The organism is Pseudomonas sp. R37(2017) (assembly GCF_002113375.1).
GTDB lineage: Bacteria > Pseudomonadota > Gammaproteobacteria > Pseudomonadales > Pseudomonadaceae > Aquipseudomonas.
In genome coordinates, this window is the sequence record NZ_NEHO01000005.1 from 221,379 (window position 1) to 236,893 (window position 15,515).

The 15,515-nt window shown below is 56.6% G+C and carries 11 protein-coding genes; all 11 read left to right on the forward strand.

Features of this window, described 5'->3' with window-relative positions; translation table 11 throughout:
• The first annotated feature begins 368 nt into the window (after positions 1-368).
• The 11 genes from gyrA (at position 369) to tviB (ending at position 15,480) form a co-directional block, all read left to right on the forward strand.
• A complete protein-coding gene (gene gyrA, locus CAG47_RS11160) occupies positions 369-3,023 on the forward strand; it encodes a DNA gyrase subunit A (RefSeq protein WP_085724916.1) in 2,655 nt (884 codons plus the stop codon).
• Between the two features lie 250 nt (positions 3,024-3,273).
• On the forward strand, positions 3,274-4,359 hold the full coding sequence (gene serC, locus CAG47_RS11165) for a 3-phosphoserine/phosphohydroxythreonine transaminase (RefSeq protein ID WP_085724917.1): 1,086 nt from the start codon (positions 3,274-3,276) through the stop codon (positions 4,357-4,359).
• A complete protein-coding gene (pheA, locus tag CAG47_RS11170) occupies positions 4,359-5,453 on the forward strand; it encodes a prephenate dehydratase (protein ID WP_007939916.1) in 1,095 nt (364 codons plus the stop codon). Before serC ends, pheA begins: the two co-directional genes overlap by 1 nt.
• Before the next feature lie 14 nt (positions 5,454-5,467).
• Positions 5,468-6,580, forward strand: coding sequence for a histidinol-phosphate transaminase (hisC, locus tag CAG47_RS11175; protein ID WP_085724918.1), 1,113 nt, complete (start codon positions 5,468-5,470; stop codon positions 6,578-6,580).
• Positions 6,581-6,608: 28 nt separating this feature from the next.
• Positions 6,609-8,816 carry a bifunctional prephenate dehydrogenase/3-phosphoshikimate 1-carboxyvinyltransferase gene (locus tag CAG47_RS11180; protein ID WP_256577402.1) on the forward strand — a complete coding sequence of 736 codons (2,208 nt, stop codon included), beginning with the start codon at positions 6,609-6,611 and terminating at the stop codon, positions 8,814-8,816.
• Entirely contained in the window at positions 8,813-9,502 is a 690-nt protein-coding gene (cmk, locus tag CAG47_RS11185) for a (d)CMP kinase (protein ID WP_085724920.1), read from the forward strand. Before CAG47_RS11180 ends, cmk begins: the two co-directional genes overlap by 4 nt.
• A gap of 120 nt (positions 9,503-9,622) precedes the next feature.
• Positions 9,623-11,314, forward strand: a complete 1,692-nt coding sequence (gene rpsA / locus CAG47_RS11190; protein ID WP_085724921.1) for a 30S ribosomal protein S1 — start codon at positions 9,623-9,625, stop codon at positions 11,312-11,314.
• Positions 11,315-11,527: 213 nt separating this feature from the next.
• On the forward strand, positions 11,528-11,809 hold the full coding sequence (locus CAG47_RS11195) for a hypothetical protein (RefSeq protein ID WP_085724922.1): 282 nt from the start codon (positions 11,528-11,530) through the stop codon (positions 11,807-11,809).
• Positions 11,810-11,959: 150 nt separating this feature from the next.
• Positions 11,960-12,274 carry an integration host factor subunit beta gene (ihfB, locus tag CAG47_RS11200; protein WP_085724923.1) on the forward strand — a complete coding sequence of 105 codons (315 nt, stop codon included), beginning with the start codon at positions 11,960-11,962 and terminating at the stop codon, positions 12,272-12,274.
• A gap of 410 nt (positions 12,275-12,684) precedes the next feature.
• On the forward strand, positions 12,685-13,725 hold the full coding sequence (locus CAG47_RS11210; protein ID WP_085724925.1) for an LPS O-antigen chain length determinant protein WzzB: 1,041 nt from the start codon (positions 12,685-12,687) through the stop codon (positions 13,723-13,725).
• A gap of 477 nt (positions 13,726-14,202) precedes the next feature.
• Positions 14,203-15,480, forward strand: a complete 1,278-nt coding sequence (tviB, locus tag CAG47_RS11215; protein WP_085724926.1) for a Vi polysaccharide biosynthesis UDP-N-acetylglucosamine C-6 dehydrogenase TviB — start codon at positions 14,203-14,205, stop codon at positions 15,478-15,480.
• The last annotated feature ends 35 nt before the right edge of the window (positions 15,481-15,515 follow it).

Genomic DNA, 15,515 nt, shown 5'->3' on the forward strand with positions numbered 1-15,515 from the left:
TGAATGCCGCAAACACTGTGGGAGCGAGCCTGCTCGCGAAGAGGCCCTTCAACCCAACAAATTAGCCCGAATCAGCCGCAAATTCTCCATTCAACATAGCTCTAAGCCCCTCTCGTGCCCTTCAAGCCTGTCATCGGTCAACTAACTACTCTCCATGCGCATCTGGGGGATAGGTGCGTGGCGGCTCTTGTGATAACATCCGGCGGTTTCCAGGGTTGCCCGAAGCGGTGGCCCATACTGCGCAGATCCATGGCATAACTCGTTGATTTGTCGTAAGTCGGTGCATGGCACTCAGCCTGTATCGGCGAGCTTCGTTGGTCCCATATGGATATGACGAAGTTTCACCAGAAAAAGGAATCAGGCTTCTCATGGGCGAACTGGCCAAAGAAATCCTCCCGGTCAATATCGAAGACGAGCTGAAGCAGTCCTACCTCGACTACGCGATGAGCGTAATTGTCGGGCGGGCACTGCCGGATGCGCGCGATGGCTTGAAGCCCGTGCACCGGCGCGTGCTGTTCGCGATGAGCGAGCTGGGCAACGACTTCAACAAGCCGTACAAGAAATCTGCCCGTGTTGTCGGTGACGTGATCGGTAAGTATCACCCGCACGGTGATACCGCGGTGTACGACACCATCGTTCGGATGGCACAGCCATTCTCCCTGCGCTACCTGCTGGTAGACGGCCAGGGCAACTTCGGTTCGGTGGACGGCGACAACGCGGCGGCCATGCGATACACCGAAGTGCGCATGACCAAGCTGGCGCACGAGTTGCTGGCCGACCTGCATAAAGAAACCGTGGACTGGGTGCCGAACTACGACGGCACCGAATTGATCCCGGCCGTCATGCCGACCAGGATCCCCAACCTGCTGGTCAACGGCTCCAGCGGTATCGCCGTGGGCATGGCCACCAACATTCCGCCGCACAACCTCGGTGAAGTCATCGACGGTTGCCTGGCACTCATCGACAACCCCGAGCTGACCGTCGATGAACTGATGCAATACATCCCCGGTCCGGACTTCCCGACGGCAGCGATCATCAACGGTCGCGCCGGCATCATCGAAGCCTACCGCACCGGTCGTGGCCGTATTTACATGCGCGCCCGCTCGATCATCGAAGACATCGACAAGGTCGGTGGCCGTCAGCAGATCGTCATTACCGAACTTCCTTATCAGTTGAACAAGGCGCGTCTGATCGAGAAGATCGCCGAACTGGTCAAGGAGAAGAAACTCGAAGGCATCACCGAACTGCGCGACGAGTCCGACAAGGACGGTATGCGCGTGGTGATCGAGTTGCGTCGCGGCGAAGTGCCGGAGGTGATCCTCAACAACCTCTATGCCCAGACCCAGCTGCAAAGCGTGTTCGGCATCAACATCGTCGCGCTGATCGATGGTCGTCCGCGGATCCTGAACCTCAAGGACCTGCTGGAAGCCTTCGTTCGTCACCGTCGCGAAGTGGTAACCCGTCGTACCGTGTTCGAACTGCGCAAGGCGCGCGAACGTGGTCATATCCTGGAAGGTCAAGCGGTTGCCCTGTCGAACATCGACCCGGTCATCGCCCTGATCAAGGCCTCGCCAACGCCGTCGGAAGCCAAGGAAGCGCTGGTCAGCACTCCCTGGGAGTCTACTGCTGTGGTTGCGATGGTGGAGCGTGCCGGTGCCGACTCGTGCCGTCCGGAAAACCTCGATCCGCAATATGGTCTGCGCGACGGCAAGTACTTCCTGTCGCCAGAGCAGGCGCAAGCCATTCTGGAATTGCGTCTGCACCGCCTGACCGGTCTGGAACACGAAAAACTGCTGGCCGAGTATCAAGAGATCCTCAACCAGATCGGCGAGCTGATCCGCATCCTCAACAGCGCCACGCGTCTGATGGAAGTGATCCGCGAAGAGCTGGAAGTGATCCGCGCCGAGTACGGCGATGTGCGTCGCACCGAGATCCTCGATGCCCGTCTCGACCTGACCCTGGGCGACATGATCCCGGAAGAAGAACGCGTCGTGACCATTTCCCACGGTGGCTACGCCAAGACCCAGCCGTTGGCTGCGTACCAGGCCCAGCGTCGTGGCGGTAAAGGCAAATCGGCGACCGGCGTCAAGGATGAGGACTACATCGCTCACCTGCTGGTTGCCAACAGCCACACCACGCTGCTGCTGTTCTCCAGCAAGGGCAAGGTGTACTGGCTGAAGACCTACGAAATTCCTGAAGCGTCCCGCGCTGCCCGTGGTCGTCCACTGGTCAACCTGCTGCCGCTGGATGACGGTGAGTACATCACCACCATGCTGCCGGTCGAGGAGTACACCGAAGGTCACTACATCTTCATGGCCACCGCCAACGGCACCGTGAAGAAGACCCCGCTGGAATCCTTCAGCCGTCAACGCAGCGTCGGCCTGATCGCGCTTGAGCTGGACGAGGGCGACGTGCTGATTTCCGCGGCCATTACCGATGGCGAGCGTGAAGTCATGCTGTTCTCCGACGGCGGCAAGGTCACCCGCTTCAAGGAATCCGACGTCCGCGCCATGGGCCGTACCGCCCGCGGCGTGCGCGGCATGCGTCTGCCGGAAGGCCAGAAGCTGATTTCCATGCTGATCCCGGAAGAAGGCAGCCAGATCCTCACCGCTTCCGAGCGCGGTTTCGGCAAGCGCACGGCGATCACCGAGTTCCCTGAGTACAAGCGTGGCGGTCAGGGCGTTATCGCCATGGTCAGCAACGAGCGCAACGGCCGGTTGGTCGGTGCGGTTCAAGTGCTCGACGGCGAGGAAATCATGTTGATTTCCGACCAGGGCACCCTGGTGCGCACCCGTGTCGACGAAGTCTCCAGCCTGGGTCGTAACACCCAGGGCGTGACCCTGATCAAGCTGGCCAACGATGAAACGCTGGTCGGACTGGAGCGGGTTCAGGAACCTTCGGAAGTCGAGGGTGAAGAGCTGGAAGGCGAAGAGGCTGACGGGTTTGTCGGTGAAGTCGTCAACGACGACGTTGCCAAAGAACAGCAACTCGACGCCGCCGCCGACGAAGAACCACAGGAGTAAGCGGGCAAGCAGGGGGCGGATGAAAATTTCGCCCCCTTGTTGTTTGTCCGTAATGAAATATCGACACCACTGGAGATCCCTTGTGGGAGCGAGCCTGCTCGCGATGCAGGCGCTGCGGTACGTCTGAAGTATCGCGGTGATGCAATCGCGAGCGGGCTCGCTCCCACAAATCCCTGATTCAGCAGGGGGGGCGGTGTCGGCTGACAATGCGATTTATTGCGTGATACCCCAAATCAGAGCGAGATTGGATGTGAGCAAGAGAGCCTATAACTTCTGTGCCGGTCCTGCGGCGCTTCCCGAAGCTGTCCTGCAGCGCGCCCAGGGTGAACTCCTCGACTGGCACGGCAAAGGTCTGTCGGTCATGGAAATGAGCCATCGCAGTGATGAGTTCGTGTCCATCGCCACCAAGGCCGAGCAGGATCTGCGTGATCTGCTGAATATCCCTTCGAACTATAAAGTGCTGTTTCTGCAAGGCGGCGCCAGCCAGCAATTCGCTCAGATTCCTCTGAACCTGTTGCCGGAAAACGGCTCGGCCGACTATATCGACACCGGTATCTGGTCGCAGAAAGCCATCGAGGAAGCTTCGCGCTACGGCCACGTCAACGTTGCCGGTACCGCCAAGCCTTATGACTATTTCGCCATTCCCGGTCAGAACGAATGGAAGCTGTCGAAAGACGCGGCCTACGTCCACTACGCGCCGAACGAAACCATCGGCGGCCTGGAGTTCCAGTGGATTCCGGAAACCGGTGATGTTCCGCTGGTTGCGGACATGTCCTCGGACATCCTGTCGCGCCCGGTGGATGTTTCCCGCTTCGGCATGATCTACGCCGGTGCCCAGAAAAACATCGGCCCGAGCGGTATCGTCGTCAACATCGTTCGCGAAGACCTGCTGGGCAAGGCCCGTTCCCTGTGCCCGACCATGCTGAACTACAAGGTCGCGGCCGATAACGGTTCGATGTACAACACCCCGCCGACCCTGGCCTGGTACTTGTCCGGCCTGGTGTTCGAGTGGCTGAAAGAGCAGGGCGGCGTCGAGGCCATCGGCAAGCTCAACGAAGTCAAGCAGCGCACACTGTACAATTTCATTGATGCCAGCGGCCTGTACAGCAACCCGATCAACAAGTCGGACCGCTCGTGGATGAACGTGCCGTTCCGCCTGGCGGATGACCGTCTGGACAAACCGTTCCTGGCCGGTGCCGACGAGCGTGGCCTGTTGAACCTCAAGGGGCACCGTTCCGTGGGCGGCATGCGCGCCTCCATCTATAACGCCGTCGATATCAACGCCATCAATGCGCTGGTTTCGTACATGGCAGAGTTCGAGAAGGAACACGGCTAATGTCTGAGCAAGAACTCAAGGCACTGCGCCTGCGCATTGATGCCCTGGACGAGAAGGTCCTGGAGCTGATCAGTGAGCGCGCGCGCTGCGCCCAGGAAGTCGCGCGAGTAAAGATGGCCTCGCTGGCCGAAGGCGAAGTGCCGGTGTTCTATCGTCCTGAGCGCGAAGCTCAGGTGCTCAAGCGTGTGATGGAGCGTAACCAGGGGCCGCTGGGCAACGAAGAGATGGCGCGGTTGTTCCGCGAAATCATGTCCTCGTGCCTGGCGCTCGAGCAGCCGCTGAAAGTGGCTTATCTCGGCCCTGAAGGTACCTTCACTCAAGCGGCGGCCATGAAACACTTCGGCCATGCAGTGATCAGCAAGCCGATGGCTGCGATCGACGAAGTGTTCCGTGAAGTGGCGGCGGGTGCGGTGAATTTTGGCGTGGTGCCGGTGGAGAACTCTACCGAAGGCGCGGTCAACCACACCCTCGACAGCTTCCTCGAACACGACATGGTGATCTGTGGCGAGGTCGAGCTGCGTATCCACCATCACCTGTTGGTCGGTGAAAACACCAAGACCGACAGCATCAGCCGCATCTACTCCCATGCCCAGTCCCTGGCGCAGTGCCGCAAGTGGCTGGACGCCCATTACCCGAATGTCGAGCGCGTGGCGGTGTCCAGCAACGCCGAGGCGGCCAAACGGGTCAAGGGTGAGTGGAACTCGGCGGCGATTGCCGGCGATATGGCGGCCGGCCTGTACGGTCTGACCCGATTGGCCGAGAAAATCGAGGATCGCCCGGATAACTCCACGCGATTCCTGATGATCGGTAATCAGGAAGTGCCGCCAACCGGCGACGACAAGACTTCGATCATCGTTTCGATGAGCAACAAGCCGGGGGCGCTTCATGAGCTGCTGGTGCCGTTTCACGACAATGGCATAGACCTGACGCGAATCGAGACGCGTCCGTCGCGCAGCGGCAAATGGACCTACGTGTTCTTCATCGATTTCGTCGGCCACCACCGCGACCCGCTGGTCAAAGGTGTGCTGGAAAAGATCAGTCAGGAAGCAGTGGCACTCAAAGTGCTGGGTTCCTACCCGAAAGCGGTTCTCTAAAGGGGCGGTCGCAAATGAGTGGCAATTTCCTCGCTCTGGCACAGCCGGGCGTGCAACAACTTTCGCCTTACGTTCCGGGCAAACCCGTGGACGAACTGGCGCGTGAGCTGGATCTCGATCCGGCCAGCATCATCAAGCTGGCGAGCAACGAAAACCCGCTGGGTCCCGGCCCCAAGGCGCTGGCGGCTATCCGCGATGCGCTGGCCGAACTGACCCGCTACCCGGATGGCAATGGCTTTGCGCTCAAGTCCCTGCTGGCCGAACAATGCCGTGTCGAGCTGAATCAAGTGACGCTGGGCAATGGTTCCAACGACATCCTGGAGCTGGTTGCGCGTGCCTATCTGGCGCCAGGCCTGAATGCTGTATTCAGTGAGCATGCATTCGCTGTCTACCCGATTGCCACTCAGGCAGTCGGTGCGACGGCCAAGGTGGTTCCGGCCAGGGATTGGGGGCACGACCTGCCCGCCATGCTGGCAGCCATCGACGCCAATACCCGTGTGGTCTTCATCGCGAACCCGAACAACCCGACCGGCACCTGGTTCGATGCCGAGGCATTGGACGAATTCCTGCAGGATGTTCCGGAGCATGTACTGGTCGTGCTGGATGAGGCCTACATCGAATACGCCGAAGGCAGCGATCTGCCGGATGGCCTGGACTTTCTGGCGGCTTATCCGAACCTGCTGGTTTCCCGCACTTTTTCCAAGGCCTATGGCTTGGCGGCACTGCGCGTGGGTTATGGCTTGTCTACGCCGGTGGTCGCGGACGTACTGAATCGCGTACGCCAGCCGTTCAACGTCAACAGCCTGGCGCTGGCGGCTGCGTGCGCCGCTTTGAAGGACGAAGATTATCTGGCGCAAAGCCGGCAGTTGAACGAGTCCGGCATGCAGCAGCTGGAAGCCGGTTTCCGTGAGCTGGGGCTGAGCTGGATTGCGTCCAAAGGCAATTTCATCTGCGTCGATCTCGGTCAGGTTGCGGCCCCGGTGTTCCAGGGTCTGCTGCGCGAAGGCGTGATCGTGCGTCCGGTGGCCAACTACGGCATGCCGAATCACCTGCGCGTCACCATTGGTCTGCCGGCGGAGAACAGCCGCTTCCTTGAGGCGCTGACCAAGGTCCTGGCTCGTGGTTGATGTCACTGCACTGCAATCTGCTGAACCTGTGATCGGTCGCCTGGTGGTGGTCGGTCTTGGGCTGATCGGCGGTTCGTTTGCCAAGGGCTTGCGTGAAAGCGGTATATGTCGCGAGGTGGTCGGAGTCGATCTCGATCCGCAATCACGCAAGTTGGCGGTCGAGTTGGGTGTGGTGGATCGCTGTGAAGGCGACCTTCTGGCTGCGTGCCAGGGCGCTGATGTGATTCAACTGGCCGTGCCGATTCTGGCCATGGAGAAAGTACTCGCGCGTTTGGCGAGCATGGATCTGGGCCAAGCGATCCTGACCGATGTTGGTAGCGCCAAAGGCAATGTGGTGCGAGCGGCAACCGAGGCGTTCGGCGGCATGCCGGCGCGGTTCGTGCCGGGCCATCCAATTGCCGGCTCCGAGCAGAGCGGCGTGGAAGCCTCCAACGCCGAGCTGTTCCGTCGCCACAAAGTGATCCTCACGCCGCTGGATCAGACCGATCCGGCAGCGCTTGCAGTAGTTGATCGCCTTTGGCGCGAACTGGGCGCCGATGTCGAGCACATGCAGGTCGCTCGTCACGACGAAGTGTTGGCGGCGACCAGTCATCTACCGCACTTGCTGGCGTTTGGTCTGGTCGATTCTCTGGCCAAGCGCAATGAAAATCTTGAGATCTTCCGTTACGCTGCGGGCGGTTTCCGCGATTTCACAAGAATCGCCGGTAGCGACCCGGTCATGTGGCACGACATCTTCCTCGCCAACCGCGAAGCTGTCCTGCGCACACTCGATACATTTCGCAGCGATCTCGACGCCTTGCGCGACGCGGTCGATGCAGGGGATGGGCACCAATTGTTGGGCGTTTTCACTCGCGCCCGGGTTGCCCGCGAGCATTTCAGTAAAATCCTGGCCCGCAGGGCCTATGTGGACGCTATGAATTCCAACGATCTGATTTTCCTGGCTCAACCTGGTGGCCGCCTGTCCGGTCGGATTCGCGTACCAGGTGACAAATCGATTTCCCACCGTTCGATCATGCTTGGCTCCCTGGCTGAAGGCGTTACCGAAGTCGAAGGCTTCCTCGAGGGTGAAGATGCCCTGGCGACCTTGCAGGCCTTCCGTGACATGGGCGTCGTGATCGAAGGTCCGCACCACGGTCGCGTGACCATTCACGGCGTTGGCCTGCATGGCCTGAAGCCGGCACCGGGTCCGATCTATCTGGGCAACTCCGGTACTTCGATGCGTCTGTTGTCCGGCCTTCTGGCGGCGCAGGACTTCGACAGTACCTTGACCGGCGATGCCTCGCTGTCCAAGCGCCCGATGAATCGCGTGGCCAATCCATTGCGTGAAATGGGTGCCGTGATCGAAACCGCCGCTGATGGTCGTCCACCGATGACCATTCGTGGTGGCCACAAGCTCAAGGGCCTGACCTACACCATGCCGATGGCCAGCGCCCAGGTTAAATCCTGCCTGCTGTTGGCCGGTCTGTATGCCGAAGGCAAGACCACCGTTACCGAGCCTGCTCCGACCCGCGACCATACCGAGCGCATGCTGCGCGGCTTCGGCTACCCGGTAGCGGTCAGCGGCGCAACCGCATCGGTCGAGTCTGGCAGCAAGCTGAGCGCAACACACATTGAAGTCCCGGGGGATATCTCGTCTTCGGCGTTCTTCCTGGTGGCGGCTTCGATCGCCGAAGGTTCGGAGCTGGTGCTGGAGCACGTCGGCATCAACCCGACCCGTACCGGTGTGATCGATATCCTGCGCCTGATGGGCGCCGACATCACTCTGGAAAACCAGCGTGAAGTGGGCGGCGAGCCAGTGGCTGACCTGCGCGTGCGGGCAGCTAAACTCAAAGGTATCGAGATTCCCGAGGCGCTGGTTCCGCTGGCCATTGATGAATTCCCGGTACTGTTCGTGGCAGCTGCCTGCGCCGAAGGGCGCACCGTGCTGACCGGCGCCGAAGAGCTGCGAGTCAAGGAATCGGATCGCATCCAGGTGATGGCGGACGGTCTGCTGGCGCTGGGCGTCAAGTGCGAGCCAACCCCGGATGGCATCATCATCGACGGCGGCCAGATCGGTGGCGGTGAAGTGCACGGTCATGGTGATCACCGTATCGCGATGGCGTTCAGCGTTGCCTCGCTGCGCGCCAGTGCGCCGATCCGTATTCATGATTGCGCCAACGTCGCGACGTCGTTCCCGAACTTCCTGGCGCTGTGCGCGCAGGTCGGCATTCGTGTGGCACAAGAGGCAGAGTCGTGAACAACATTGCACCGGTCATCACCATCGACGGGCCAAGCGGTTCGGGCAAGGGTACGGTAGCCGGGATACTGGCCAGGCGTCTGGGCTGGAACCTGCTGGACTCCGGTGCGTTGTACCGATTGCTGGCCTTCGCCGCGCATAACCACGGCGTCGACCTGACCAACGAAGAGTTGTTGAAGAAACTCGCGGCTCATCTGGATGTGCAGTTCATTGCGGCGACGGATGGTCAGTTGCAGCGCATCATCCTGGAAGGTGATGAGGTCAGCGATGTCATTCGCACCGAAAGCGTCGGTTCTGGCGCTTCCCAGGTAGCGGCTTTGCCCGCCGTGCGGGAGGCGCTGCTGCAGCGCCAGCGAGCTTTTCAGGAAGCGCCTGGCCTGGTGGCGGATGGTCGCGACATGGGCACGGTCGTTTTTCCTGACGCGCCGCTGAAGATTTTTCTGACCGCCAGCGCCGAGGAAAGGGCGCGTCGTCGATATTTGCAGTTGAAGGGCAAAGGCGAGGATGTTAGTCTGTCGAGTCTGCTAGATGAGATACGTGCGCGCGATGAGCGTGACACCCAGCGAGCGGTAGCCCCGCTCAAACCGGCGGCTGACGCCATACAGCTGGATTCCACGGAATTATCCATCGACCAGGTGCTGGAACGCATCATGAGCGAGATCGCCATTCGCGATATCGCCGGGTGACCAAGAGGGCCGCAGGGGACCAGTCATAGTCCTGCGGTGGCTTCTTTTAAATGAAACCAACCCACATCGTCTGGGATGTGGAGATGGGCGTATTCTTCGCCCTCATCAACAGGAATTAAAATGAGCGAAAGCTTTGCGGAACTCTTTGAAGAAAGCCTAAAGACCCTGAACCTTCAGGCAGGCTCCATCATCACCGGTGTTATCGTTGATATCGATTACCAGGCTCGCTGGGTAACCGTTCACGCTGGCCTGAAGTCTGAAGCACTGATCCCGCTGGAGCAGTTCTACAGCGACGCCGGCGAACTGAACATCAACGTCGGTGACGAAGTTCACGTTGCTCTGGACTCGGTTGAAGACGGCTTTGGTGAAACCAAGCTGTCCCGTGAAAAAGCCAAGCGCGCTGAATGCTGGATTGTTCTGGAAGCAGCCTTCGCAGCCGAAGAAGTGGTCAAGGGCGTTATCAACGGTAAGGTTAAAGGCGGCTTCACTGTCGACGTTAACGGCATCCGTGCGTTCCTGCCAGGTTCTCTGGTTGACGTCCGTCCAGTGCGCGACACCACGCACCTGGAAGGCAAAGAGCTGGAATTCAAGGTCATCAAGCTGGACCAGAAGCGCAACAACGTTGTCGTTTCCCGTCGCAGCGTCCTGGAAGCCGAGAACTCCGCCGAGCGCGAAGCTCTGCTGGAATCCCTGCAGGAAGGCCAACAAGTCAAAGGTATCGTCAAGAACCTCACCGATTACGGCGCATTCGTCGATCTGGGTGGCGTCGATGGCCTGCTGCACATTACCGACATGGCTTGGAAGCGTATCAAGCATCCTTCCGAAATCGTCAACGTTGGCGACGAGATCGATGTCAAGGTTCTGAAGTACGATCGCGAGCGCAATCGTGTTTCCCTGGGCCTGAAGCAACTGGGCGAAGATCCATGGGTTGCTATCAAAGCCCGTTACCCGGAAAGCACTCGCGTTACCGCTCGTGTAACCAACCTGACCGACTACGGCTGCTTCGCTGAGCTGGAAGAAGGCGTTGAAGGTCTGGTACACGTTTCCGAAATGGACTGGACCAACAAGAACATCCACCCTTCGAAAGTCGTACAAGTTGGCGACGAAGTGGAAGTTATGGTTCTGGACATCGACGAAGAGCGTCGTCGTATCTCCCTGGGCATCAAGCAGTGCAAGTCGAACCCATGGGAAGACTTCTCTGGCCAGTTCAACAAGGGCGACAAGATCTCCGGCACCATCAAGTCGATCACCGATTTCGGTATCTTCATTGGTCTGGACGGCGGCATCGACGGTCTGGTTCACCTGTCCGACATCTCCTGGAACGAAGTGGGCGAAGAAGCTGTTCGTCGCTTCAAGAAGGGCGACGAGCTGGACACCGTTATCCTGTCGGTTGACCCAGAGCGCGAGCGCATCTCCCTGGGTATCAAGCAGCTGGAAAGCGATCCGTTCTCCGAGTACGTTCAAGAGAACGACAAAGGCGCCATCGTTAAAGGCATCGTGAAGGAAGTTGACGCTAAAGGCGCCATCATCACTCTGGCCGACGATATCGAAGCGACTCTGAAAGCCTCCGAAATCAGCCGTGACCGCGTTGAAGACGCGCGCAACGTTCTGAAAGAAGGCGAAGAAGTAGAAGCCAAGATCATCAGCGTTGACCGCAAGAGCCGTGTAATTCAGCTCTCGATCAAGTCGAAAGACGTTGAAGACGAGAAAGAAGCAATCCAGAGCCTGCGCGACAAGCCAGTAGCTACTGATGCTCCTGTGGCCACCACTCTGGGTGACCTGCTGCGTGCACAAATGGAAAAGCAGAACTAAGTTCTGGCTTTCTGTAAAAAAGGGCGACTTCGGTCGCCCTTTTTTGTGCCTGGAGTTTGGTGTGTGAGGCGCGCTCGGGTTTGCTTGTCAGGGCTGTGAACCAAAAGCGCTGAAAAAATGTCAGATTGTTTAATCGGATCAAACGCTTATTTGCAGCTAGTCTTTAGCCTGAGGTAAATGATCACCCGGTAGGTTTCTGGCAAAAGGAAGTGAATGAACAAGCTCATTGTCGCAGTAGCAGTATTGGCACTGGCGGGTTGTACCACCAACGCAAAAACTCACGCCGTACGTGGGGTCAATGGCATTGAAGTCGATTGTTCGGGCCTTGGTTCGAAATGGGATAAGTGTTACAAGCGCGCGGCCAAGGAGTGCAAGGGGCTGAGCTACAAAGTTGTAGCGAGATCTGATGATGTCAAGGAAGAGGAGGAAAGCTACTTTTTTGGATTCAATCCGGCGGGTTTACTGACGCGCACTATGTTGGTGGTTTGCCGATGAGGTCGTGATCACTCGGTAGTCCGCTACTTTCCAGGAATCAAGCATTTTGGCGTGGTGGAACAGATGGCAAACTCGGGCTGTTCAAAATCATCCTGGCGTGCTAAAACCTTTGAAGCGCTGACCTAGCTGCTTGAAAAAGAAGGGAAAAATATGACGAAGTCGGAGTTGATCGAACGAATTGTCACCCATCAAGGGCTGCTCTCATCCAAGGATGTTGAGCTGGCCATCAAGACCATGCTTGAGCAAATGTCCCAATGTCTGGCTACCGGAGATCGTATCGAGATCCGAGGGTTTGGCAGCTTCTCTTTACATTACCGCGCTCCAAGGGTCGGTCGTAACCCGAAAACCGGCCAGTCTGTCAGTCTCGATGGAAAGTTCGTCCCGCATTTCAAGCCGGGGAAAGAGCTGCGTGATCGTGTGAATGAGGATGAGGAGGGTGCAGGTGGCGATGAGTTGGCTAGATAAGAGTCGAATCAAGCGATTCGTGTTCACGGGGTTTGTCTTGTTAATTTCAATGACATGCCTGCTCTTCGTGCTGGAAAACCAGCAGCTCGTCGTCGTTTCCTTCTTCGGTTTTTCGTCGCCCCAGCTACAGATTTCGATGTTCGGAGTAGCTTCGTTCCTGGCGGGAATGATCTTGGGAGGGGGTGTTGTGATGGCACATTTCCTGGGAAGAAAGCGCGGACGATAGGCTGGCCATTGGTTCTACCTGGAGTTTTTAGGTGCGCGTCCGAGGATGTAGCAAGGTATTTTGCGTGAGTTGAAAAAAGAGTGTTGCTGTTTCCCCTGTTATCTTCCTGAGTCAATGTTGATTATTCTCTAGTGGTCAAGCTTACGGATTAGCGCTACCGCTTAAGTCAAAAGGCTAACAATATATGCGTGTTGATTCAAAAAAAGATTATGGGCGAGAAGATTTTGAGTTTCAAAGATTTGTTCGTGCGATTTTTCGTCAAAAACTTTTTGTTATCGGTTTTACTGTCCTCGGTGCTGCCCTCGCGGCGAGCTATGTTTTCCTTGCTTCTCCCGTCTACGAGGCGAAGGTATTTGTGATACCACCCTCTCAGAGTGATATATCCAACTTCAACTACGGTCGAATGAAAGAGTCAGAGTTGGTTCCTTATACAGTTAAGGATGTCTATGATATTTACACGCGATATTTGCAGGCAGAGTCGCTCCGTCTAGAGTTTTTTAGCACGATCTATATGCCGAGTTTGTCCTCGGAGGAGAAAAAGAAACCCAGGGATGTCCTGTATTCGCATTTCTCTGAGGTGCTGCGTGTGGTTCCGCCACTTAGGGATGGCTCTGACAGGTATTCGGTTGTCGTGCAGACTACCAGTCCTGAGAGGGCCAGGGAGTGGGTTGTCGAATATGTGGCACAGGCTGGTGAGTTGGCCAAGAACGAAATGATCAAGAACGTTTCAATTGAGTCTGAGGTCCGGGCGCGTAATTTGGAACAACAAATAAGTTCCCTCAGGGAGAAAAGCACTAAGGCCAGAGAGGATTCGATTGTCAGATTGAGTGAGGCGCTGCGGATCGCTGAGTCAATTGGTTTGGAGAAGCCGCCTTCGATCACGGTGAGTCAGTCGGTCATTGCGGGTGGAGAGGCTGGTCAGCTTACGTACATGCGTGGCTCGAAAGCGCTAAAGGCCGAAATTGAAAGTTTGCAGGCTCGTGAGTCCGATGATCCCTTTACGGATCGCTTGCGTGATCTTCAGGATCGATTAAATTTCTTCAACGGGCTGAAAACAGAGCCGGCGTTGGTGTCCGTTTATCGGCAAGATGGGGTGGTGGAGTTGCCAGATAGTCCGGTGAAACCTAACAAGGCCCTGGTCCTTGTGCTGGGGGTAATTGCTGGTCTTATGTCTGGTATTGCTGTCGTATTGTTTCGTGGGCTGTTTGCCTTGAGGCCGGAATAGCTGGATTGCATGGGTTGTGGGTCACCCAAGGATTGGGTGCTTCTATCATTTGACGAGGTTGGGTTGTATAGCTGGTAGTCGAAATTGATCGTTTTTTGGTTGAAAAATTGATTCCAGAGGTCTTGCAGGTATCGGTTTCGACAAGAACTTTCAGGGTGAGCCCCGTTTTACTGGACCTTTACGTTTTCTTTTTCGCGGGCTTGAGTGTGTTGTCGATATTGTGATAGGCGGGTTGCAGTCGAAAATAGACAACCGCGTTGCGGCGGCTTTTCCTTGAGTCTGTGGCTCTGAGTGTGAGCTAGATGGGGAGGGTGGAGCGTTGGGATCCTCCCTTGGCGTTCTAAAAATTGTTATGGCTCCCTTAGGCGCTTTCGGTATAATTTCTCGTTTACGCAGCCGTGATGTTTGTTTCTAAAGCGCAAAAATAGGCGCGCATTTTACGATCGACTTAATATTGATGAATGGCAAGGGAAAACAATGCTTAAACTCGAAGATGTGAAGTTGGCCATAGTGGGTCTCGGTTATGTGGGCTTGCCGCTGGCGGTTGAGTTTGGCAAAAAAATGCAAGTCGTCGGATTTGATATCAGTAAGCGTCGAATCGAAGCGCTGAAAGCAGGTCATGATGCTACTCTGGAGGTTTCTGATTCCGAGTTGAGTTCTGCGTCGGGGTTAAGTTTTAGCTCCGAGTTGGAAGAGTTGTCTGCTTGCAATATATACATTGTTACCGTTCCAACCCCGATTGATGAGCATAAGAGACCGGATTTGTCTCCATTGGTCAAAGCCAGTGAGTCGATTGGGCGCGTTTTGAAAAAGGGCGATATCGTTATTTATGAGTCGACGGTCTACCCTGGTGCTACCGAGGAAGATTGCGTTCCAGTGCTGGAAAAAGTATCCGGCCTGAAATTCAACGTTGATTTTTATGCCGGCTATAGCCCGGAGCGGATCAATCCTGGCGATAAAGAGCATCGTGTTACTACCATCAAGAAGGTAACTGCCGGGTCTACGCCTGAGGTCGCTGATCTTGTCGATGCTTTGTATAATACAATCATTGTTGCCGGCACTCATAAGGCCAAAAGTATTAAAGTCGCGGAAGCGGCAAAGGTTATTGAAAATACGCAACGTGACTTGAATATTGCCCTGATCAATGAGTTGGCACTTATTTTCAATAAAATGGGTATCGATACTCAGGCGGTTCTCGAGGCGGCGGGGACGAAGTGGAACTTCTTGCCTTTCCGTCCGGGATTGGTCGGCGGTCACTGCATCGGTGTGGATCCCTATTACCTGACTCACAAAGCACAGTCCATCGGTTATCATCCCGAGATTATTTTAGCGGGTCGTCGCTTGAATGACAGTATGGGAGCCTATGTAGTATCTCAACTTGTCAAAGCAATGCTCAAACGCAAGATTCATGTTGATGGTGCGCGCGTCTTGATCATGGGGTTGACGTTCAAAGAGAACTGCCCGGACCTGCGCAATACCAAGGTCATCGATATTGTGAATGAGCTCGCTGAGTTCAATATTGTTGTTGATGTTTATGACCCGTGGGTAGATTCAGCGGAAGCCATGCATGAGTATTCAATTACTCCTATCGAGCAGCCACAGGTAAATTCTTACGACGGTATCATTCTGGCTGTTGCACACAATGAATTCTCCGCGATGGGGGCTGAGCAAATTCGGAGCCTGGGTAAGGCAGAGCATGTTCTCTATGATCTCAAGTACCTATTGGATGCCTCTCAGTCAGATCTGCGTCTCTGAGTATCAGGGTCTGTAAGGACCCTGATTCGTTACCG

What these genes read in the sequence shown, in the direction of transcription:
- gyrA (WP_085724916.1), top strand. Translation starts at nt 369, where the DNA reads ATGGGCGAACTGGCCAAAGAAATCCTCCCGGTCAATATCGAAGACGAG.
- pheA (WP_007939916.1), top strand. Translation starts at nt 4,359, where the DNA reads ATGTCTGAGCAAGAACTCAAGGCACTGCGCCTGCGCATTGATGCCCTG.
- hisC (WP_085724918.1), top strand. Translation starts at nt 5,468, where the DNA reads ATGAGTGGCAATTTCCTCGCTCTGGCACAGCCGGGCGTGCAACAACTT.
- rpsA (WP_085724921.1), top strand. Translation starts at nt 9,623, where the DNA reads ATGAGCGAAAGCTTTGCGGAACTCTTTGAAGAAAGCCTAAAGACCCTG.
- CAG47_RS11195 (WP_085724922.1), top strand. Translation starts at nt 11,528, where the DNA reads ATGAACAAGCTCATTGTCGCAGTAGCAGTATTGGCACTGGCGGGTTGT.
- ihfB (WP_085724923.1), top strand. Translation starts at nt 11,960, where the DNA reads ATGACGAAGTCGGAGTTGATCGAACGAATTGTCACCCATCAAGGGCTG.
- CAG47_RS11210 (WP_085724925.1), top strand. Translation starts at nt 12,685, where the DNA reads ATGCGTGTTGATTCAAAAAAAGATTATGGGCGAGAAGATTTTGAGTTT.
- tviB (WP_085724926.1), top strand. Translation starts at nt 14,203, where the DNA reads ATGCTTAAACTCGAAGATGTGAAGTTGGCCATAGTGGGTCTCGGTTAT.